Below are 20815 nucleotides of genomic sequence, written 5' to 3' on the forward strand. Positions count from 1 at the left end.
GTTGAAATCTTACGATTCCAACACCAGGAATGGGGTATATGTTCTCCCACAAACATTTTACTCTAACTAAATTTCAATATTAATTTCAGCCTAAACCTATTTGGTATTGCAAGATAGTCTGTTTGTTGTTAGACTTTATCGTATAGCAAGGTATTTATTTTTTTGTATGCTATATGGTTATACAAGGTAGGTGGAAGTCTTGTCACTAAGAAGCCAATTATTAAAAGGTATTTTGGAAGGATGTATACTGGCGATTATAGAAAATCAGACGATTTATGGCTATGAACTCTCCATGAAACTGCAGGATTATGGGCTGGAGGTCAGTGAAGGGTCGATTTACCCGGTTTTACTACGTTTACAAAAAGAAAAATTGATTAAGGGAGAAATGAAAAAGTCACCGAGCGGCCCGAACAGAAAATATTATTTCATTACGGATGAAGGGATAGCGGCATTAGAGGACTTCAAATCAAACTGGGAAGGAATTAAAGTTCCGGTCGATCGGCTGTTAACAAAGGAGGAAACATGATGGATGCAAAGGAATTAATTCAATTGAATAATGTGAAGCGTAAACAACTGGAAAAGCAGAACCTTAAATTTTACGAAGATATGCTTGTTTATATACGTTTATCTTATGATAAATCTGAACAGGAAACAGAAGAAATCTTATCTGAGCTGCTTGATCACTTATTGGAAGCACAATTGGAGGGCAGGATGGCCAACGATGTATTTGGCGATAATCCGAAGCAATATGCTGACCAAATCATCGGTGAACTTCCGAAAATGGTGACGAAGGAAAGAATGAAGCTATTCTCCATGGCCATTTTATATTTTTTTGCATCGGTCAGTATTTTCTCTGCTTTATTTACGATAATCGATTATTTTATTTTCAACCTACATTCACTTAGTCAGGAAATCCTGCTCGGAAGTTTACTTATTAAAACAGTTTTATCCATTCCAATTGCTTTTTTATTTCTATATGCGATCATTCAATATTTTCGCTGGAGTTGTTTTAGAGAGATAAATAAAGCAGCAGAATTTCTTGTGTATTGGTTATTCGGAATGATTGTTATTGGTGTTTTTGTCTTGCTGATTTTTATCATTCCAGATATTGGCCCGGTGATGGAAGTTCCCGTTTATATAACAGCATTGCTTGGACTGATTCTTTATTTCGCAGCACGAATGACGAGAAAGTCTATATAGTACTGGCAGCATACAAAAAGTCTCCCTGGTTAATCTGGGAGACTTTGCTTATTTTTTTAAGTTGCGAAAATCATCTTCATCGGAAAACTCGGTCTGTAGCTTATTTTCGGTATAATTAAAGGGTTTGTGTCGCGGATCAAGGACGTAAGCATTCATGTATATATGGAACAGGGACTCTGCAACAGCAATAAAAACAGCTGCGAGCAGGGCCATGGTTAGTGCAGGAAAACCAGGACCGATAAGGAATAAACTGAGCAGCCAAATAGTGACGGCAGATAAACCAAAATCAGCAAAAAAAGCGATGCCATTTCCAAACTTGCGCAGGATATACAAATCGCCTAACAGATATCCGATCCCAGTGACGGCGATGCTTATGATTACAATATCCAAGTAGCTGGGCATATTAAACAGCAAAAATAACAGAGAAAGCGCAATTAGAGTAGATAGAAATTTTATAAGTATTGCTTCGACATGTTTCATAAATAGGATATGTCCTTTCAAAGTATATTGTTTTCCTATCTGTAGGATGTGAATCATGGCAAAAAATATACATAAACAGGAAGGACGGTAAATTTTACAACAGCCCGCTTTTCTTTTTAAACTAAATTACTAAGATATTGCCACAAAAAAACCGTTCCGGTGCTGTACCGAAACGGTTCAGGTTTAATTTTAGAACCATGCTGCTCCAACGATGATAAGCAGGATAAACAGAACGACAATGAGGGCAAAGCCTCCGCCGTAGCCACCACCGTAGCCACCGCCATATCCATAGCCATATCCGCAATAAGACATAATGATACCTCCTGTTATTGGATTAGTTTTATACAGATTAAAAGTGTAAAACTTTTTTATCTGTATAAATACAAGGTTTTAAGCTCATACTCTTGCAATACTCAGACTTTCTCCATAAAGCATGCAAGCGAAGTTTTTTAATAATATCCATATCCACCGTAAGCAGAACCTACGATGATTAGTAATATAAATAACACTACGACGAAGGCGAATCCCCCACCATAGCCAGCAGTACCACCACTCATTAAGCTAACACCTCCATCTCCTTTTGTTAATAATATATGTCATTTGCCGTATATTGACATGGGTATCTCCCCATATAAGAAAAAATGGGCGTTAAAGATTTTTATATTTTACCGGAAATTTTCACAGTGGATAAGACATAAATGATTCCATTTCTAAAGGAAATTTTATTTAATTAAATCTCAGAAACTGCATTTTCTAAGGGCAGATACCTTTTCGAAATTTGTTTGGGTGAATAGGATATACCAAGCACAATTCAAGGAGGTGATAGGATGTTTCCAGTAAGACAAAGACCGCCTATGCCGCCTCGTTCACCTTTTGGACCGCCTCCTCGGCAGCCTCAAAGAATACCTCAGCAACGAATAACACAACAACCGAATCAGACGAGGCAGAATTTACTGTCCATGCTTCAGAACGAAAATGGGGAGTGGGATTTTGATAAAATTTCAAATACTGTTGGGCATGTAAGTAAAATCTATGGTCAGGTCAGCCCAATGATTACCAGGTTTTTCAGGTGAGAATAAGATTGATGCAAAAGTGTATATTTACTTGCCCGGAAGTCTTTTTTAAAATTAGGATCAAATCAGGTCGTGATTTGATCCATTTTTTATTTATTTTGTAAAATTGCAAGTATTTGTTAGAGTCAAGCGGAAATATGTTAAAATTGATTTAACATATATTAGTTTATAAAAGATCATATTTTTCGATTCAATTAGAATAAAGGGAGGTATAAATTGGGTAGTTTTACATTTTTTCTGAGTTGGACCGGCGGTGTCATTTTCGCTCTCTTGGCAGTGGGGTGGTTCAGAAACGAAGGTATAGACTGGGCGAATATGTTTGGTATGTTTCTTGGCGGTTTAATTGGGACTGTTATTGCTGTCTACCTCAGAAGGGCTGCACAAAAAGAAGAATAGAGGTGCTTTTTTGAGAAGAGTAGAGGTTTGTCCGCATCGTAAAAACTGGTGCTTACAATTTAGAGAGGAAGCTGTAAAGATTCAACATATATTTCAACAGGAAATTGCAGAAATTCATCACATTGGCAGTACTTCAGTTTCCGGGTTGAAAGCAAAGCCGATTATAGATATGATGCCTGTTGTGAAAAATATAGAGGTGGTTGATCAATACAATGAGGAAATGCAGGTGCTCGGATATGAACCAAAAGGGGAAAATGGAATTCCCGGAAGACGGTTTTTTATAAAAGGCAAAGACCGGCGAACACATCATGTACACATTTTTCAAGAGGGAAGTTATCATATAGAACGGCATCTGGCTTTCCGGGATTACTTAAGAGCACATGCCAATGAGAAACAAAAATATGGAGACTTGAAAGACAATTTGGCAAAACAGTTTCCCTATGATATGGAGTCATACATAAATGGCAAGGAAGCATTGGTAAAAGAGATTGAGGCTAAAGCATTGCAATGGTATAAAAATTAACCTTTCCTTTGTGAAGACAGGGGAGGGGTGATTCTATTAATCTAATTGTTTTTTCATAATTATAGATGACAAAGTGAATCACAGGGTTTACATTGATTCATTCAATAAAGGTGGTGTTTAATTTGTTAGAAAACTCAGGCGGAATACTTGGGATAATAATTTCTGTTATAATTCTCATATTATTATTAATTGGTCTGAGGATTAGCAGAAAGTATTCATTTAAAGCCGGGGTTTATTTTTTTGTCTTATTGATTATACATAAAATCTATACATTTGCGGCAACGCCTTTAATAGGCAATTATGTAGACGGGGTCATATCGGGAAATATAGAATTGAGTCTTGATATGACAATAGCACAACTGACTGCCTGGATCTCGGTAATTCCAAAAATCATCGAACTTGCCGCTTTTATTTTTCTTATTATCGGGTTATTCCAACTTAAAATTCCTCTCTCCTCAAGTAAATAGGTATAAAAAGATATTAATTAAGAGACGCATTTGCTAAGGAAGAAGGTGTTTTTACAATATGGAATATGTGAAAGGGATAAGAAAACTTGTGAGGCATAGGTCATTAATTTTATTACCAGAAGGTTTGACGGATGGATACCGCAGCTATATAGAGCCTTACATATTTGATTTAACAAAAATGTTAAACCGCAGTCTGTTAACAATAAATATAGAAAAAAATGAGGGGATCATGTGGCACCTAAATTCCAGATTAGTTCAATTGAATCATATATTGATGAGGAATTGACTATAAAAGTAATCGGATGTTTAAAGAATAGCGAGGTGACCATACATGCAACAACGTATGATGAAGAAGAAAAGAAATTTTGCTCTTATGCTACATTTATTGCTGATCACGAAGGTATGGTGAATGTATCTTCGCAAAAACCAATTAAAGGTACTTATAATCAAGCGGATAGTTCCGGCTTATTCTGGTCTATGGAGCATGCTGAGTCAAAATGGGGAGATTATTATGTAAAGAGCAGCTCTGATAAGGTTTCTATCAATCTGGTTTTGAAAGCAGATGGGAAAGAACATGATTCGGTAACAATTAATCGATATTTTTATACAGATGGTGTAATAAAGGAAACTGTTCAACATGCGCAAGTAAAAGGGACGCTATTTCATCCGAAACGGAACGGCAGGTACCCTGCGGTCATGATATTAAGTGGTTCAGATGGCGGGATGGAGGAGCATGCAGCGGCTTTATTGGCATCTAAAGGGTATACAGCGTTTGCGCTGTGTTATTTTGGTGCAGAAGGAGTACCGAAAGACCTTGAGAATATTCCTTTAGAATACTTTCAAAAAGCTACGATGTGGCTGAAAGATCATCCATATGTAAATGGGAATGTAAGCTTGATCGGCTATTCGAGAGGCGGGGAACTCGCCCTTCTTTTAGGAGCGACGTTTGATTACTACCAATCAATAATAGCAGGTGCCCCTAGTGCCTATATAACAGCGGGAATGAAAAATGGCATTTTTGCTCCTGTTTCATCATGGACGTTTAATCGGAAAGCCTTGCCATATATTAAGTTTACATATCGCTTCTCCACTATGTTCTCTATACTAAAGAACTGGATATTAAAAAAACCAATCTCTTATTTATCAATTTGGGACAATACGCTAAAGTACCGGAAAGGAATAACTGAAGCAAGAATTCCTGTTGAAAATATTCATGTGCCGGTTATGTTTATATCCGGAGAAGATGATCAATTATGGCCATCAGGCAGGTATGTTAAAATGATGGAAGACAAGCTGAAAAGCACAAATGCAACACAACGAAATCGGTACCTTTATTATGAAAATGCCGGTCACTTTTTATCTTTCCCCTATAGTTTCATAAACATGCCTGCCAGGGTTTTTATGAACGTGGGAGGGGGGATGACGATGACATTTGGCGGTTCGAAGACAGCAAATGCAAAAGCAGCAAAGGATTCCTGGGACCGGATACTGCAATTTCTTGAAGAAAATACAGGCAATGCAAGAAATACATGGGATAAATAAGAAGTTCATGTTAAGTGGAAATACAAATGATCATGGGAAAAAGATTATCGATTTGAGGTGAAAAGATGACTATAAAGGGGCTAAATCATTTTTTGTTTTCTGTTTCTGATTTGGAGACCTCCATAGAATTTTATAAAAACGTATTCGATGCAAAATTGCTGGTGAAAGGCAGGAGTACTGCTTATTTTGACTTAAACGGAATGTGGATTGCCCTTAATGAAGAAAAAGGTATCCCGCGAAATGAAATAAAGCATTCTTATACACATATCGCTTTTTCCATCGATGAAGCGGATTTTGATAGCCTGTACGTAAAGCTAAAAGAACTAAAAGTAAATATACTATCTGGAAGGCCAAGAGATGATAGAGATAAGAAATCCATTTACTTTACAGATCCGGACGGTCATAAGTTTGAATTTCATACAGGCACTTTGCAGGAAAGGCTGGCCTATTATAAAGAAGAAAAAGGACATATGGAGTTTTTTGATTAAAATACAGCAGGCAGGGCTCAAAATTAAAGATATTTTTTAACACAAGTAGATGAACAGTTGTAAGTGTAACTATATTTAGAAAACAGGGTTCCATACATTTTTCAGTTATAGGAAGAAGTGAATATATTGGAAAAAGTGAAGATTCATCCGCTTATTCTTATTGCTTTATGTTTTAGTTCCATTTCCATGGCAATGTATGCCTACCGCAATTTTACAAACCATGAAACGGGAAATGGCATTGTCTTCTCAGTTTTGTTTCTCTTCCTGGTCGGGCTGGTCATCTGGGGCATCATCAGAAATAGGAAGATAAAAAAAGAAAGCAGGATTTAACGGGAGAGATACTATGTTTAAAGTAAGAAATGTACAGCCTGAAGATTTAGATCAGATTCTGGAAATCGAAAAAGAAAGTTTTATAGAAGCAGAAGCTGCCACAAAAGATGTCTTTATTGATAGAATAAACATAATACCGGACACCTTCCTGGTGGCAGAATTAAAAGGAGACATTGCAGGATTTATCAATGGTCCGGTAATTCAGCAGCCATATATAACCGATGACCTCTTTAAACGAATAACCAAAAACCCCGATAAAGGCGGAATACAAAGCATATTGGGTGTTGTCACTTCAAAAAATGAGAGAAACCGGGGAATAGCACGCATGCTTATTGAAAAACTGACAGCACTCGCAAAAGAAAATGAAAGAGAGGCTATTACTTTAACCTGCAGGGAGGAATTAGTCATTTTTTATGAAAAGCTGGGCTTTGAAAATCATGGAAGATCGGACTCTCAGCATGCAGGTGTACAGTGGTGTAATATGTATAAAAATCTTAAATTGAAAGAATGAAATGGCAGGGTTATTTTTATTTTGAACAAACACCGACTCGGGAAAGGGGCAGCATAGTGTTTATACCCAGACATTACAAAGAAACAGATATGGAGAAAATCCAACAATTTATTCAGCAGCATGGTTTCGGCACTGTTGTGACTGCAGAAGAAGGGAAACCGATTGCAACGCATACCCCTGTAATGCTGCGTAAGCTTAATAGAGATTATTATATAACCGGACATATCGCTAAAGCAAACCCGCAATGGAAAACGTTTGGGAACGGGCGTAACGAGGTACTTGTGATGTTCCAGGGACCGCACGCCTATATATCTTCCTCCTGGTATAAAGAGGAGGATGTACCTACATGGAATTATCAATCAGTTCACGTTTACGGCAGAGCAGAGATAATGAGTGAAGAAGAACTGAAGGAAGACCTCATATTACTTTTGGAAAAATATGAAAGCGACCGCGAAAATGCTGCATTATGGGAAAACCTTTCTCCTCAAACGTTGAAACAAATAAGAGGAGTCGTTGGTTTTAAAATTAAAATCAATGAGGTACAGGCTGCATATAAGCTGAGTCAAAATCGTACAAGAGAAGACTACCAAAATATCATCGATAAATTGTATGAGGAAAATGATTTAAATGCCAATAAGGTAGCGGATGAGATGAAGGATAAATTGTGAAGTTCTTATTGGCTGAAAATAACTAATTGCTGTTGGAAAGCAGCGGAAATAATTGAGGATTTATGACTTTTTTACTGCACTTATGTCTACAACCAGCTCACTTGAGTGAAGCCTCTCACCGTAAGAAGGCTTCATCTCTTCCCCGTTATTTTCTCACCACCTGCATATTTAAAGCTTAATATCCAGGAAGTATATTCCATTAACTGTGTTATTCAGCTAAAACCTGTCTTCTTTCGATGTCATTTTTAATTCATTTGCTTTTACATATAATGTAACCCCTACGGAACGCTGGATAATATAATTGATGCCTGGGCAGGTACTAATAGCCATATACGAAAAGGTGAACTTTGAAGTAAGCTATTAATGTTGTTTTTTCATATACCTAAATACCTCTTTTTCCATAAAACAGTTCTTTTATACCATATACACGACGATTGTAGTATTGGGATATTGAGCCATTTAGTATAAAATTTAACAGCGCTCGGCAATTATTTATGGATAAGGGCACTTTAACTATGAAAAGCCTTATATATGAAAGGTTTGCTGGATTGACCGTAAATATTATGTCAGGTAATACCTGTAAATGTATAACATTTTTCCATTAAATGATATGGGAATTTATTAACATGAACAACAATCAATAAGAAGATACTACTAAGCTATAAATGAGAAAATTAGCTATTTTAGAGCAGGGGTATTTTGTGTATTATTCCCTATTGTAATCTTTTGATATCCTGTGTACTGTTTTAATAATAGATAAAAACCGACAAAATGCTGCAGCATAGCTTAAATCTATTATTTACATCATATGTTTTTGCATATAGAAGTAACTTAAATATAAATCTTGGAGGTGACTTGCTTATTCAATTATGAAAGCGCTTTAAATAATAGATTTGTATTTTTCCTTCTCCAAGAATCCGCTACCGGACGTGATCAAAAATAAAGGAGTAGATAATAATGAGGAATCATTTTAGATTACCTTTTGCTATTTTATTCACCGTAGTCATGTTTTCTTTCGTTGTCGGAATTAAACCAATGCTTGCAGATACAATCTATGAACCTGTTCCTTACGAAGACATAGGATCCATATTAGAACAGCATGAGGAAGAAAGTGATCGTGTATCTGTAGAAGTTATCGGTCAATCGGTACAGGGACGTGATATTTATGCTGTTACCATTATCGATGGAGATCAGGGTGAAGCTATTGAAGAGTCTGAGGAATTACGGGATTTAATGATTGAAGATCCGGAAGAAGCGCAAGAATTTGTGGAAGAAAATCCTGATGTTAAAGTACCGTTCATGATTAATGGCTCCGTTCATGGCAATGAATATGTCGGTACTGATGCCGTATTAAAACTAATTGATAGATTTGCTTATGATAATGACGAAACAACAGAACAAATTCTTGAAGAAAATATATTGGTTTTTAATGTAGTGGCAAACCCGGACGGGCGCATATTGGGAACGAGACAAAACAGCAATGGCTATGATCTTAACCGTGATTTTGTTACTATTGCCCAGCCGGAGACGGATGTAAATATTGATTTAATTGTTGACTGGCTTCCGCTAGTTCATCTGGACTTACACGGGTATGTTGTCCGGTCGGCTGATGCGCCTGGCCTGATTGAACCCACAACAGCACCGCATAACCCTAATATCGAACATGACTTGTATATTAAATGGGCGTTAGATCAGGCGGAGGCAATGGAAGATGAATTGGTGAGCAATAAAGATGATTTTGAAACAGATATGTACAGAAACATGACAGGCACCCATATCCCTTACCGTGATGCTGAAGATGGGTGGGATGATTATCCGCCGATATTTACTCCAGGATATACGATGTACCATGGAACATATGTTGCAACCTTGGAGGCACCAACAAACAGTGTTGATGGGGTTGACTGGCATTACCATGCTGTAATGGGCGCTTTGAAATTTGCAACTGAAAACAAAGCTGGAATGCTTCTTGATCAAATAGAGGTATTCAAACGCGGTATGGAAAACGATCATCCTAATTATGAAGATGGATTTTTCCCTGAAGCGTATTTATTGCCTGTCAATGATAGAGATCCTTCTGTCACAGTTAAGACAGTTAACCATCTGCGAAAAAGCGGAATTAAGGTTCTGGAAGCACAAAACGCATTTACAGCAGATGGTAAGCAATATGAAGAAGGAACATTTATAGTAAATATGAGACAAGCAAGAGCAGGTTTGGCAAACACATTGCTTTGGGATGGGGAAGATATTAGTGACCAAGTTACTGCAATGTATGATATATCAGGATGGAGTTTGCCGGAGTTATGGGGCTTTGATGCAATACCCGCTTATTCCAGTGTTGAGGTGGAAGCAAGTGAAGTGGAAAGTGTCGAACTCGAAGGCAATCTGGCTGGAGAAGGTCCATATGAAATCTCCAATAGTTCCGTGGAATCTGTCGCATTAGTTAATAAATTGATAGATAATGGTTTTCAGGTATATAAAGCTCAAAATGGGAACTTTTATGTGGATGCAGAAGACAGAGAACTTCTAAGCGACTTGGTTCAGGAAACATTGGGTATTACACTGGAAACGAAAGCAATTCCAAATGAGTCCAGCCTATTAGATGAAGTAAATGTTGCTCTTTTAAATGACTCCGGTATGCATGGAACTCGTACGGCACTTCAAAGGCTTGGTTTTCAGCCGGATGACATAGAAACTGAAGATATAGTTGAGCATGGACTGGGCGAATATGATGTTTTGATTGCAAATGGCCGTTCAATTCATGACAGTGATGTGTATAAGCAGCATATTGAGGAATTTATTGAAAATGGAGGCAAGTATATTGCGATCGGCGCTCAAGCTTCCAATGCAGCAGTCGAGCTTGGGTTAGCTGATGTTAACGTAAATAGCGGGAGCAGAAACAGCAATGGCATTGTTACAGTTGAGTATAAAGATACCTCTTTAACTGGAGGTTATGCAAGCCATGATTTTGGTTTTGTCTATCAGCCTGTGTGGTATACCAATTTGGAAGATGATAGAGTTGTAGCTTCCTATTCTGAACAGAATTTCTTTAGAGCGGGCTTTTGGAGGAACAGTCAAGTTGCACAGGGACAGCCTGTCATTATCAAAGGGCACGATCCCGGTGTTACATTGCTGGGACTGGAAGCAGGATTTCGCGGTCATCCGGAAAACTTATTCAGGCTGCTTTCCAATGCAATATATCCCGGTGAAGAAACAATCCTGACGACTATTGACGGGATGCAGGAACGGGCCGAGCGTTATGAAGAAGAAGGGGAAGTGAATGAACAGGTCATCAGGTCATTGCAAATGCATTTAGAAGCAGTTAGCCAGTTTGCAAATCAGGGTAAAGGTGACAAGGTGGTCAGGCATATGGGCGGTTTTGATCAATTGCTTGATGCATATTATAATGATGAGCTGATTTCTGATAAAGCGTATAAAATTTTAAAAACAGATACACAGTCTATCATTACTAAGTGGCAGCAGCTCTAATTAAAAGTTGACAAAAAATCCGGCAGTTTATGCTGCCGGGTTTTTTATTTTAGCAGTGAAGAAAGTCAAAACTTCATTGGCAGTATTGTGACCATATGCTCCCTCTAATCATAAACTGTCATAGTTTATAAAGAAAGTGGGATGCAGATGAATTATTCCTATCTTGATTGCCTGGCAGTGCTTGGCGTGGGAGGAGCACATCCTGGAGGTCTGAAACTGACAAAAGACCTGTTGGCTAATGAAAATCTCAATGAATCAACAAAAATTCTTGATGCGGGCTGCGGCACAGGGCAGACTTCTGCCTATATTGCCAGGGAATACGGCTGCCATTTAACCGCATTGGACAATAATGCAATCATGGTAGAAAAAGCAAACGAACGGTTTTTAGCGGGAGAAGTGCCGCTTAAGGCTGTGGAAGGAACAGTGGAGGAATTGCCATTTGCCGGCGGCTCCTTTGACATTGTTTTGTCCGAGTCAGTTTTGCTTTTTACAGATATAGCCAAGTCTATTCCTGAGATCGCACGGGTTTTAAAGCCAAATGGAAAATTAATTGCCATTGAGATGGCAATGGAAAGCAAAATACGTGATAAAGAACTTGAGCCTTTAAAAGGGTTATATGAAAATGCATACTTTCGTACGGAGGAAGAATGGAATCAGGCATTCAGTCATGCCGGATTTAAAACTGTAAAAGCAGAAAAGCCAGAAGTGCAGTTTGATCCGGAAGATATAGACACGGTACCTGATTACTCGCTTTCCGAACCGATGGATCCAGTCTATTTCGATATAATGAAAGATCACGAGGAAATGATGAAATCATATGAAAATACATTGGGATTTCGTGCTTTCATTTGTAATAAATAAGAAATTAAGCCAGAATCCCTATTCAAATGGAATTCTGGCTTATTCTTTTCAAGTGTCAATATCGATAAACTTTCTCCCGGAGTTTCGTTTTGGAATGGAAACTTTTAGCGTATCCTTATGGAAGGAAGCCTTCGTTTCTTTTTCGGAAACGTGGAATGGCAGGGTAATCAGCCGTTCCGTTTTTTGAAAGGACTGCCTCCTGTCATTATATTTCGTTTTATCATTTTTCTCCTCTAAAATAGTCATATCCTCTGCAGCAATCCGAAGCCGGTTCCCGATGATTTCCAGTTCAATCTGATCCCTTTTTATCCCCGGCAAGTATGCTTCAACAATAATATCCTCATTTGTTTCATACATGTTTACATCAAATGATTTTAAATTAAAAAAGGAATCGAAGTTGCGGATGGATTCATTTAAAAACGAATCCATATGGTTGAATAAATCATGAAATCCTGATTTGTTTGACCATGGAAGATTATCTTTATTCGATGCCATAGACCTCACCTCTTATTTATGTTGCTTATACGATAAAATATGCAAATGAGGTAAATGTGTAGTGGGCGAAATAGTACTAAATGTTATGATTTTATAAAGGTTTATTTTATTGTGCGGAATGTTCCATTAATTGTTTAATTGAAGGGATGCAGAGGAAAAGAGCTTGGCTGGTTGCCATTGTACGAATTCCGACGCTAATTAGCAAGAATAGCTCTGCTTTACCTGCTTCAGTTTCTTGTACTTCAGTGAATAAAGTGTAAAAGCATTCCCTTTACTAATTTCATTAATTTGTAGTAATATTTTTATCATACAGTATTTTTTTAGTAAAAGGAGGTGAATGCAGATGATGGTTGAATTGCTGACTGAACTATTTGCAGATTCTTCATCTATGTATTTCTATTTCAGCATTTTCTTGTCAGGGATTGGCACGATTAAATTTACCCAGTTTGGTCTCAATAGATTTATCGGGAATACACATGTAGCTATTAGAAAATGCCATGCCGCCAAGATTCAGACAGCCCCCATTCTCGATTCAATCGGAGAAGCAACAGAAATTATGGATTGGATTGTGAGGAAAACTAAACGTATCGAAGCACCGGATGATGACAACACTGACAATCACGTCTTCTCTTTTTTGCAAAATTACGGTAAAAAAAGAGGAGGACAAAGATGGGATGGAAATCTGTATTCACTTTCTCAAATAAATATAGCCTGATCGGGCTGATGCTTGTTATTTTCCTGGCAGGCTGCGGGTCACTTGATGAACCCATAAATGCCGATACGGAAGGCTTTTTTAATCACTACTTTGTTTATAATTTTTCCCTTTTGATTAAGGGATTGGCAGGCATTTTGAATGGCAGCTACGGGTTGTCAATTATCATGATTACATTCATTATTCGCCTTGCTGTCATGCCTTTTATGCTGAAGCAAACAAGAAACAGTCTGGATATGCAGGATAAAATGAAAGAAATCAAACCGGAGATGGATGAAATCCAGAAAAAATACAAAGGCACAAATGACCGGGAATCACAAATGAAAATGCAGCAGGAATTAATGCAAGTATATCAAAAAAATAATTTTAATCCGCTTGCTTCGTTTGCCGGATGTTTGCCGCTTCTTATCCAAATGCCGATTTTAATCGCTTTTTACTATGCAATTCTTCGGACACCGGAAATAGCGGAACATCAATTTTTATGGTTTGACCTAGGACAAACTGATATTTTGCTGGCCATCTTAGCAGTGATTACCTATTTTATCCAGTTCCAAGTTTCGCAAATCGGTCTTGATCCACAACAGAAAAAACAATTTGCTGTACTCGGACTAATGTCACCGATTATGATAGGTATTATCTCTCTGAATGCACCAGCAGCATTGCCGTTGTATTGGGCAGTCGGGGGACTATTCATTATCGGCCAGACACTCATATCCAAAAAAATATATCTAGCACATAAAAAAAGAACTTCCGAAGCATCCTGAACGGTTTTTAATAACCAGGGAGATTTCTATATTATAGTCTCCCTGGTTAAGTTTGTTATAAAGAGATAGCACATATAAGTTTTTTCTCGACTGCCTTTACAAAAGTACCACCGAATCTGCCAGATAGTTGTGGAATATTCCCAACTTAAATTCTGATAAAACCGATTACTTATTCATAGCCTCATAAACTGTCTCCGCAATATCACTGGACAAATTTCCAGTACCAGGGTACGACCCGCTCTCCAATGGGCCAACGTTCAGTTTATTAGTTAGAACAATTATTTGTAAATTATATACAGGATCAAAAATGACTTGGGTTCCGGTAAATCCGGTATGCCCGTAAGCTTCACCGGAATGGGCATTTCCCATATACCATGATTGATTTCGTTCCCACCCGAAACCTTGTCCGGAATGCTGTATATCTGTAAAGGTTTGAACCGTTTCTTCATCATATAATGATATATTTCCATACTGACCATTGTTCAGCATGGCTTGTCCAAGCACTGCCAAATCTCGTGCGTTGGAAAAGAGTCCTGCATGTCCAGCAATTCCGTTGTTGGCATAATAACTGTTTCCATCATTTACTTCTCCGTTAAGCGTATAATCCCTCCAGCCTTCAAAATCATCTGCGTCTTCCTCGACATAATAGCCAAAATTCGGATCATCGATCATTTTATATTCATAGCCGTTTCCCCAGGAAGTGGATGCAATTCTTTTGTTTATTTTATCACTTGCATTAAACATTGTATCCTTCATTTTTAACGGGTCATATATATTTTCTTCCAAATAATCATCAAGTCTTTGACCGGATACTTCTTCAATAACGAATCCCAGCATCATAAAACTAAAGTCACTGTAGCGCCTGTCAGTTCCAGTTTCATATTCCAATTCCATATCGTTTATATATTCGAGGACTTCACTCGAATTCGTTGCATGCAAATAGGCAGGCTGCCACGGTGTCAAACCGGATGTATGAGTCAGCAGATGCTCAATAGTGATATCTCCTTTTCCATGATTACCAAATCCGGGAATATAATCTACAACTTTATCTTCAACAGAGATATCCCCATCACTTACGAGTTTCATAATCCCCTGTGTGGTTGCCATTACCTTTGTTACGGAGGCCAAATCAAATACAGTCTTGATCGTCATTTTTTTCGGATTGTACAGAAGCTTCCCCATATCATATTTGGAAGCATAGCCATAAGCGTCTTCTTTAATAATCTTATTATCTTTGGCAATCAAAACAACTGCACCAGGAGTAATTCCATCAGTAATTGCTTCTTTAACTAATTCATCAATGGAATCTATTCTTTCCTCGTCCATTCCAACGCTTTGCGGACTGCCATGACTAAGTTTTTTCGGCGGGCCTCCTTTTGCTAATACGGTACTAGCAGTTACCAAACTTACAGCGAATATGATACAGAAAGACAATAGAAATAATTTTTTCATTTTCTTATAAACTCTCCTTTCTTATTTGTCCAAGCTGATATTTTCACCGTACAGCAGTAATCAAAAAATATCATGATGAAAAAGTACTAAAATCTATTGAAAAACAAATTTGTAAGCGCTATAATTACAGTATACAATATTTTGTATTTTAAGGAGATAAAATGAGCAGAATTTGGGACAGTTTATTTTCAAAAAATGGACTTGCAGCAAAAGAGATAGCAAAAAAATTGATTGATTTTAAGGAAGGGTCAAGAATTCCAAGAGTCAGTGATCTGGCAAAAGAAATGGTTGTAGGTAATGGAACGGTGCAAGGAGCTTTAAAAGTACTCAGCGAGGTCCATGCGATCAAACTGGAATCCAGGGGGCATTTGGGTACTTTCCTGATTAAAAAAGACATTCATTTATTGAAGGAAGTAGCAGGAGTAGGTGCATTAATTGGTGCTATGCCATTGCCATATTCAGCTAAATATGAAGGCTTTGCAACAGGCATTATGAAAGTGTCTGAGGATCTGTTGGATCGTATTGATTTGGCTTACATGAGGGGATCGAAACAGAGACTTGACGCATTAAAATCACGACGTTATGATTTTGTGGTTATGTCGCAGCTGGCTGCCGAGGAAGAATTAAAAAATAGTGTAAATCTGGAAATTGTATTAAACTTCGGGGAACAATCTTATGTAACTGGCCATCAAATATTTTTTGCAAATGAGAAACACAGCAGGATAACGGAAGGTATGCGAGTCGGAATTGATTACACTTCCACAGATCAATCCAGAATAACCTTGCTGGAGTGTGAAAAAATAGAAGTTGAATTAATACCTGTCAACTATATGCAGTTATTTGAGATGCTTCTTAATGGGGATCTGGATGCAGCTGTATGGAATGCAGATGAACACAGAGCCAGGGAAGCTTTCAGATTAGGAGAGTTTCAATCAGTTAAGGCAAAAGAGATAGCTGATAAAGCATCTACTTCCGTTATTTTAATAGAAAAAGAACGAACAGAAGTAAAGGAATATCTGCTGAAACTTGATAAGGATAAAATTCTCGACATCCAAGAGAAAGTGGTAAATAAAGAAATGTTTCCGCAGTATTGACGAAATCGTAAATCCTTTCATTTTACTGTGAGTATATAACATAATAATAGAAGTTTCATCATCTAATAGGTATCACCATTTTGCACGACGAATATACAAAATACTGTATTTTATTTGCCAGGAGGTAATAGCTTTGGATGTAAAAGAACTAAAACGGAGACTTGATATGTTATTGAAAGGAGATGTCATCTCACAATGCGCAAGCAAAGTAACAGAAACAGCATTTCGCCATTTATTGGATGAATTGAAAGCTGATAAAATTGAACAGGCGGAGATGTTGTTTACGCATCTGCCAACTGCACTGACCAGAATGGATAAAGAGGAAGATCTGGAAGGTCCGAGCGAAGAAATAATGAAGGAAGTAAAAGCTTCCTCTTACTTTACCAAGGCAGTAAAACAAATAGATATGATTGAAAAAGAGTGGGGAAAAGCACTTCCTAGTGAAGAAAGAGATTTTTTGGCAATGCATTATACAAATGTCATTCAATTAAATAAAGGAGGAAAAGCGTAATGAAAATTGTTATTGGCGGACAGGTAGAGAAAAAGGCTATTGAATCTTTGGTAAAGGAGATTGATCCCTCGATTGAAACAGTGATTAAGTCTGATGTGGAGGCATCGATAGCGATCAAAACCGGACAGGCCGATTACTATCTTGGAGCTTGTCACACAGGAGGTGGTGGTGCCCTGGCGATGGCGATAGCGATTATTGGCAAAGATAAGTGTGAAACAGTTTCGATGCCCGGCAGAAAGCCGAAAGGAGAAAATATAATCGGGGCGGTGAATGATGGAAAAGTAGCATTTGGATTTACAGGCGATCATATGGAGACTGCAGTGCCAATGATTCTTAAGGCAATAAAAAATAAGTAAAATAGGTGAGGAGTGTCATCAATGGAAATGTTATTTGTCATTTTAATTGGTGCCGTAGCTGCAGTATTGGCCAACATGAATATTGCTGTATTTAATGATGGGCTGCGACCAATCGTTGGGGAGCATCTTGAAGGTCGAATAAAACGTAGAGAACTTGGTTTAACAGCGTTTGCCATGAGTTTTGGATTAGTAATCGGGTTTGGTATTCCATTTACTTTAACAGCCAGTATTATTTTAATCCATAGTATCTTATTGGGTACGGATATAATTGGGTTGCTTACACCGAAAAACAAATGGGGTACTCCTGTGGCTGCTGTGGTAGGTGGCTTATATGGCTGGGCTTTATTGGTTGGTCTTGAAGGTTTTGTGAATTTATTTGAATACTTACCTGTTAATTTTCTTGAACCAATGGGTGAAGTTGGTACTCCAGTTGTGGTAACATTTATGGCTTTCCCTGCTTTGGCAGTTGCAATGCAGTTTAGTGTTAAAAAAGGTATTCTGACATTTATTGTTGCCGCATTGGTGAGGCAGTTGGCGGTATTTGTGAATGAAGCTGGTTTATTGTCCATTGGCGGTAATGTTATTGAAATAAACCAAGAAGGGATGGCGCTGATCGCGGGGATGATCTTCCTGTTTGCTTATGCAATGAAAGAAAAAGCAGAGGGAGGATCTTCTGTAGATTTTGCATCTATATTCAGTGAAAAGGTCAAATCTATCAGGAAAAATGTTGCATTCTTTATGGTAATTGGTGGGCTTATTGCAGGTGCAACCAATTTGTCACTCATGGCCGGTGACCCTATTTCCCTGAATTTACTTGCTGAAGGCAGTCAGACAGATGCAGGAATAGCTGCTGCTGCAAGAGCCATTGGTTTTATCCCATTAGTTGCAAGTACTGCCATAGCGACTGGGGTATACAGTCCGGTAGGTTTTACATTGATTTTTGTAGTAGGATTTTTTTCACCGAATGTATGGATAGCACTGATTATCGGGGCAGCAGTTATATTCCTGGAAGTCATGCTTCTAAGCTCCATTGCGAAATTTCTCGATAAATATCCTGGTGTACGTAATTCCGGAGAAAATATTCGTAATGCGATGACGAAGCTTTTGGAAGTTGCATTACTTATTGGTGGCGCAAATGCATCCAATATGATTGCACCCGGTTTTGGGTTCTTCTTCATTGCAGGATTTTATCTATTAAATGAAGTGGCCGGTAGACCGATAGTGCGTATGGCTGTTGGGCCGGTAGGTGCGATTGCGGTTGGTGTTATTGCAAATATTCTAGTGCTTATGGGCATTATGACAATACCTGAATAACATCTAGGGAGTGACCTTAATGATTCAAACAGTAACAGGAAAAATTACAGAAAAAGAACTAGGTATTTGTGCAGCACATGAACACCTTTCGATCGATCTTTCCAGAATCAAAAATGATCCTGATACCATCTTGGATGATGAAAAAGGAGTACTGGGAGAGTTAAATCACTTTAAAAATGCAGGCGGCCAGTCCATGGTGGAATTAACAAACAACGGGATGGGCAGAGATGTACAAAGATTAAAGCGTTTGAGTGAAAAAACAGGGATTCACATTATAACCTGTACCGGATTTTACAAAGATCCATTTATTCCTGAATTTGCTAGGGGGTGGGATCGTGATCAATTTGCTGCTCATTTTATAAATGAAAGCAATGAGGGAATTCTGGATACCGGGATTTTACCGGGTGTGATAGGAGAAGTTGGAACAAGCCTGGATGAAATAAAACCGATTGAAAAAGAATTGATTATAGGTGCAGGAAAAGCTGCTCTTGAAACAGGCTTACCCGTATCCACCCACACTACATTAGGCACAATGGGAGTAACCCAGGTCGAGATGTTTTTTGACCTGGGCTTGCCAAAAGACCAGATTATTATTGGACATCAGGATTTAAATTCAAATAAGGACGAAGTGTTATCCGTCCTAAAATCGGGAGTATATATAGGATTTGACACGATTGGGAAGAATAATTACCGTCCCGATGGAGAGCGTGTGGAATTTTTGCTTGATTTTATTGAACGCGGGTTTCATCAGCAAATTTTGCTTTCTGCGGATTTAACGAGAAAATCTCATTGGAAAAAACATCGTGGTCCGGGATACGACCTTGTGCTGCGTGACTTTATTCCTCAATTAAAGTTTAAGGGTGTTACTGATGAAATTATTAACGATTTATTGATTCATAATCCGGCAAATGCATTTGCAGTAAAGGAGCGTTATAATGATGAGTTATGATCCATCGAGGTTAAAATATGCAGACTCGGTTTTACCGCAATTTTCAATAGGAGAAGCACAGCAATTACAGTTTAAGCTTGTGGGTTATATGAGCAGACATTTTACCGGAGATGAATTTCTGTCGTTGGGTGATCTTGGTGTGGCGCCCCGTTTTAAAAAACCGGAGCAGACCGAAAGAGCAGAACGTGTTTTGGCAGATTTTTTCGGTGCGGATAATGCTGCACTCGTTCGCGGTGCCGGTACCGGTGCCATTCGGATTATATTAAGTACGTTAATGGAAGCAGGGGAGTCGATGTTCATTCACTCGGCTCCTGTATACACGACAACGAAGGAGACTTTCCGCACCCTCGGAATGAAAACAGAAGTGGTTGATTTTAATGATATGAAGGCTGTTGAAGCTGCCCTGAAGGAAGACCAGGAGTGTAAGGTGTTTTATATTCAGCATGCAAGACAGCAGCCTACAGATACCTATGATATAAACACGTTAATTCAGACGGTAAAATCAATACGGCCGGATTTGCCAGTTGTCGTGGATGATAATTATTGTGCGATGAAAACCTATGGAATCGGTGTGGAATATGGAGCCGATTATTCCACGTTTTCCGGGTTTAAATTACTTGGTCCGGAGGGAATCGGGGTTATTGTTGGTAAAGATGAGGGTATTAAACGCCTGCAGGAAAGAAATTATTCCGGTGGAGGGCAAGTACAGGGATTTGAAGCGATGGAGCTTCTGCGTATGATGACATTTGCACCAGTGTCTCTTGCAACGCAGAATGAACAGGTTGAAGCACTTTGCAAAGAATTGAATGAAGGTGCTGTTTCGGGGATTGAGGTTGCCTATATGACGAATGCGCAGTCGAAAAATGTCATTGTTGAACTGAGCGAGCCAATTGCCCAGGAGGTTATTAAGCAGAGTAACCGTTTAGGGGCGGCAACGCATCCTGTTGGTGCTGAATCAAAATACGAAATTATTCCGATGATTTATCGGGTTTCGGGGAGTTTTATTGAGGCAGAGCCCTGGCTTAAGAAATACGGAATCCGTATCAATCCAATGAAAGCAGGAGCGTCCGCAGTAGTAAATATACTGGATAAAGCTATACATTCCATCAAAGACAATGAAAAACTGACATAATAGGAGGC

The 20815-nt window shown here is 38.4% G+C and carries 25 protein-coding genes and 1 pseudogene; 21 read left to right on the forward strand and 5 right to left on the reverse strand.

All coding sequences use genetic code 11. From position 1 onward, the window contains the following. Positions 1-199 precede the first annotated feature (199 nt). Positions 200-526: a PadR family transcriptional regulator gene (locus GHD25_RS11955; protein WP_164217133.1), complete on the forward strand. Its 327-nt coding sequence runs from the start codon at positions 200-202 to the stop codon at positions 524-526. Further along, the gene (locus GHD25_RS11960; protein ID WP_164217135.1) at positions 526-1200 is read left to right on the forward strand and encodes a DUF1129 family protein; all 675 of its coding nucleotides are present in this window, start codon (positions 526-528) and stop codon (positions 1198-1200) included. The genes GHD25_RS11955 and GHD25_RS11960 overlap by 1 nt, the downstream gene beginning before the upstream one ends. A 48-nt stretch (positions 1201-1248) precedes the next feature. On the opposite strand, the gene GHD25_RS11965 is transcribed toward GHD25_RS11960, so the two are convergent. The 3 genes and pseudogenes from GHD25_RS11965 to GHD25_RS11975 all read right to left on the reverse strand — a co-directional run bounded on the left by GHD25_RS11965 (position 1249) and on the right by GHD25_RS11975 (position 2237). Next, a complete protein-coding gene (locus GHD25_RS11965; protein WP_164217138.1) occupies positions 1249-1680 on the reverse strand; it encodes a DUF2512 family protein in 432 nt (143 codons plus the stop codon). A gap of 189 nt (positions 1681-1869) precedes the next feature. Next, positions 1870-1947: pseudogene (locus GHD25_RS20185) on the reverse strand (YjcZ family sporulation protein); the annotation flags it as partial. Positions 1948-2129: 182 nt separating this feature from the next. After that, positions 2130-2237, reverse strand: coding sequence for a YjcZ family sporulation protein (locus GHD25_RS11975; RefSeq protein ID WP_164217142.1), 108 nt, complete (start codon positions 2235-2237; stop codon positions 2130-2132). Positions 2238-2507: 270 nt separating this feature from the next. Between GHD25_RS11975 and GHD25_RS11980 the strand changes: the two genes are divergently transcribed. The 11 genes from GHD25_RS11980 to GHD25_RS12030 all read left to right on the forward strand — a co-directional run bounded on the left by GHD25_RS11980 (position 2508) and on the right by GHD25_RS12030 (position 12028). Further along, on the forward strand, positions 2508-2753 hold the full coding sequence (locus GHD25_RS11980) for a YppG family protein (protein WP_164217144.1): 246 nt from the start codon (positions 2508-2510) through the stop codon (positions 2751-2753). Positions 2754-2969: 216 nt separating this feature from the next. Next, the gene (locus GHD25_RS11985) at positions 2970-3149 is read left to right on the forward strand and encodes a hypothetical protein (protein ID WP_164217146.1); all 180 of its coding nucleotides are present in this window, start codon (positions 2970-2972) and stop codon (positions 3147-3149) included. A gap of 10 nt (positions 3150-3159) precedes the next feature. After that, the gene (locus GHD25_RS11990; RefSeq protein WP_164217148.1) at positions 3160-3672 is read left to right on the forward strand and encodes a GrpB family protein; all 513 of its coding nucleotides are present in this window, start codon (positions 3160-3162) and stop codon (positions 3670-3672) included. A 122-nt stretch (positions 3673-3794) separates the two neighbouring features. Then, positions 3795-4139, forward strand: coding sequence for a hypothetical protein (locus GHD25_RS11995; protein ID WP_164217150.1), 345 nt, complete (start codon positions 3795-3797; stop codon positions 4137-4139). A gap of 231 nt (positions 4140-4370) precedes the next feature. After that, positions 4371-5681 (forward strand): acyl-CoA thioester hydrolase/BAAT C-terminal domain-containing protein, encoded by a 1311-nt coding sequence (locus GHD25_RS12000; protein ID WP_164217152.1) that lies wholly within the window; start codon positions 4371-4373, stop codon positions 5679-5681. 65 nt (positions 5682-5746) lie between these two features. After that, a complete protein-coding gene (fosM, locus tag GHD25_RS12005) occupies positions 5747-6169 on the forward strand; it encodes a FosM family fosfomycin resistance protein (protein ID WP_164217154.1) in 423 nt (140 codons plus the stop codon). A gap of 126 nt (positions 6170-6295) precedes the next feature. Then, complete coding sequence (locus tag GHD25_RS12010) at positions 6296-6499, forward strand: hypothetical protein (protein WP_164217156.1); 204 nt, start codon at positions 6296-6298, stop codon at positions 6497-6499. Between the two features lie 13 nt (positions 6500-6512). Further along, complete coding sequence (locus GHD25_RS12015) at positions 6513-7010, forward strand: GNAT family N-acetyltransferase (protein ID WP_164217158.1); 498 nt, start codon at positions 6513-6515, stop codon at positions 7008-7010. A 56-nt stretch (positions 7011-7066) separates the two neighbouring features. Then, on the forward strand, positions 7067-7678 hold the full coding sequence (locus GHD25_RS12020; RefSeq protein WP_164217160.1) for an FMN-binding negative transcriptional regulator: 612 nt from the start codon (positions 7067-7069) through the stop codon (positions 7676-7678). A 957-nt stretch (positions 7679-8635) separates the two neighbouring features. Then, positions 8636-11167, forward strand: coding sequence for an FIMAH domain-containing protein (locus tag GHD25_RS12025; protein WP_164217162.1), 2532 nt, complete (start codon positions 8636-8638; stop codon positions 11165-11167). Between the two features lie 147 nt (positions 11168-11314). Next, positions 11315-12028, forward strand: coding sequence for a class I SAM-dependent methyltransferase (locus tag GHD25_RS12030; protein ID WP_164217164.1), 714 nt, complete (start codon positions 11315-11317; stop codon positions 12026-12028). 48 nt (positions 12029-12076) lie between these two features. Here GHD25_RS12030 and GHD25_RS12035 read toward each other — a convergent pair whose 3' ends face one another. After that, entirely contained in the window at positions 12077-12523 is a 447-nt protein-coding gene (locus tag GHD25_RS12035; RefSeq protein WP_164217166.1) for an Hsp20/alpha crystallin family protein, read from the reverse strand. Positions 12524-12866: 343 nt separating this feature from the next. Here GHD25_RS12035 and GHD25_RS12040 point away from each other — a divergent pair, with 343 nt between their 5' ends. Then, positions 12867-13238 carry a hypothetical protein gene (locus GHD25_RS12040; protein WP_164217168.1) on the forward strand — a complete coding sequence of 124 codons (372 nt, stop codon included), beginning with the start codon at positions 12867-12869 and terminating at the stop codon, positions 13236-13238. Further along, the gene (gene yidC, locus GHD25_RS12045) at positions 13193-13999 is read left to right on the forward strand and encodes a membrane protein insertase YidC (protein ID WP_164217170.1); all 807 of its coding nucleotides are present in this window, start codon (positions 13193-13195) and stop codon (positions 13997-13999) included. Before GHD25_RS12040 ends, yidC begins: the two co-directional genes overlap by 46 nt. Positions 14000-14164: 165 nt before the next feature. Here the strand turns inward: yidC and GHD25_RS12050 are convergent, their stop codons facing one another. Next, a complete protein-coding gene (locus GHD25_RS12050) occupies positions 14165-15451 on the reverse strand; it encodes a serine hydrolase (RefSeq protein ID WP_164217172.1) in 1287 nt (428 codons plus the stop codon). Positions 15452-15612: 161 nt separating this feature from the next. Between GHD25_RS12050 and yhfZ the strand changes: the two genes are divergently transcribed. From yhfZ to GHD25_RS12080, 6 genes are all read left to right on the forward strand, one after another. Next, entirely contained in the window at positions 15613-16545 is a 933-nt protein-coding gene (yhfZ, locus tag GHD25_RS12055; protein WP_164217174.1) for a GntR family transcriptional regulator YhfZ, read from the forward strand. A 133-nt stretch (positions 16546-16678) separates the two neighbouring features. Next, positions 16679-17056, forward strand: a complete 378-nt coding sequence (locus GHD25_RS12060) for a PRD domain-containing protein (protein WP_164217176.1) — start codon at positions 16679-16681, stop codon at positions 17054-17056. After that, complete coding sequence (locus tag GHD25_RS12065) at positions 17056-17412, forward strand: DUF2620 domain-containing protein (protein WP_164217177.1); 357 nt, start codon at positions 17056-17058, stop codon at positions 17410-17412. The genes GHD25_RS12060 and GHD25_RS12065 overlap by 1 nt, the downstream gene beginning before the upstream one ends. Before the next feature lie 21 nt (positions 17413-17433). Further along, complete coding sequence (locus GHD25_RS12070) at positions 17434-18726, forward strand: YhfT family protein (RefSeq protein WP_164217179.1); 1293 nt, start codon at positions 17434-17436, stop codon at positions 18724-18726. A 19-nt stretch (positions 18727-18745) separates the two neighbouring features. After that, positions 18746-19675, forward strand: coding sequence for a phosphotriesterase family protein (locus GHD25_RS12075; protein ID WP_164217181.1), 930 nt, complete (start codon positions 18746-18748; stop codon positions 19673-19675). Further along, entirely contained in the window at positions 19662-20807 is a 1146-nt protein-coding gene (locus GHD25_RS12080; RefSeq protein ID WP_164217183.1) for an aminotransferase class V-fold PLP-dependent enzyme, read from the forward strand. Before GHD25_RS12075 ends, GHD25_RS12080 begins: the two co-directional genes overlap by 14 nt. The last annotated feature ends 8 nt before the right edge of the window (positions 20808-20815 follow it).

Origin of the sequence: Virgibacillus aidingensis, assembly GCF_010994035.1 — a bacterium.
In the GTDB taxonomy this organism is placed as follows: domain Bacteria; phylum Bacillota; class Bacilli; order Bacillales; family Amphibacillaceae; genus Virgibacillus_N.

Coding starts and splice junctions, on each gene's coding strand:
- GHD25_RS12065 (WP_164217177.1), top strand. CDS start 17,056: ATGAAAATTGTTATTGGCGGACAGGTAGAGAAAAAGGCTATTGAATCT.
- GHD25_RS12075 (WP_164217181.1), top strand. CDS start 18,746: ATGATTCAAACAGTAACAGGAAAAATTACAGAAAAAGAACTAGGTATT.
- GHD25_RS12035 (WP_164217166.1), bottom strand. CDS start 12,523: ATGGCATCGAATAAAGATAATCTTCCATGGTCAAACAAATCAGGATTT.
- GHD25_RS11975 (WP_164217142.1), bottom strand. CDS start 2,237: ATGAGTGGTGGTACTGCTGGCTATGGTGGGGGATTCGCCTTCGTCGTA.
- fosM (WP_164217154.1), top strand. CDS start 5,747: ATGACTATAAAGGGGCTAAATCATTTTTTGTTTTCTGTTTCTGATTTG.
- GHD25_RS12080 (WP_164217183.1), top strand. CDS start 19,662: ATGATGAGTTATGATCCATCGAGGTTAAAATATGCAGACTCGGTTTTA.
- GHD25_RS12040 (WP_164217168.1), top strand. CDS start 12,867: ATGATGGTTGAATTGCTGACTGAACTATTTGCAGATTCTTCATCTATG.
- GHD25_RS12030 (WP_164217164.1), top strand. CDS start 11,315: ATGAATTATTCCTATCTTGATTGCCTGGCAGTGCTTGGCGTGGGAGGA.
- GHD25_RS12050 (WP_164217172.1), bottom strand. CDS start 15,451: ATGAAAAAATTATTTCTATTGTCTTTCTGTATCATATTCGCTGTAAGT.
- GHD25_RS12015 (WP_164217158.1), top strand. CDS start 6,513: ATGTTTAAAGTAAGAAATGTACAGCCTGAAGATTTAGATCAGATTCTG.
- yhfZ (WP_164217174.1), top strand. CDS start 15,613: ATGAGCAGAATTTGGGACAGTTTATTTTCAAAAAATGGACTTGCAGCA.
- GHD25_RS11965 (WP_164217138.1), bottom strand. CDS start 1,680: ATGAAACATGTCGAAGCAATACTTATAAAATTTCTATCTACTCTAATT.
- GHD25_RS11960 (WP_164217135.1), top strand. CDS start 526: ATGGATGCAAAGGAATTAATTCAATTGAATAATGTGAAGCGTAAACAA.
- GHD25_RS12070 (WP_164217179.1), top strand. CDS start 17,434: ATGGAAATGTTATTTGTCATTTTAATTGGTGCCGTAGCTGCAGTATTG.
- yidC (WP_164217170.1), top strand. CDS start 13,193: ATGGGATGGAAATCTGTATTCACTTTCTCAAATAAATATAGCCTGATC.
- GHD25_RS11980 (WP_164217144.1), top strand. CDS start 2,508: ATGTTTCCAGTAAGACAAAGACCGCCTATGCCGCCTCGTTCACCTTTT.
- GHD25_RS12025 (WP_164217162.1), top strand. CDS start 8,636: ATGAGGAATCATTTTAGATTACCTTTTGCTATTTTATTCACCGTAGTC.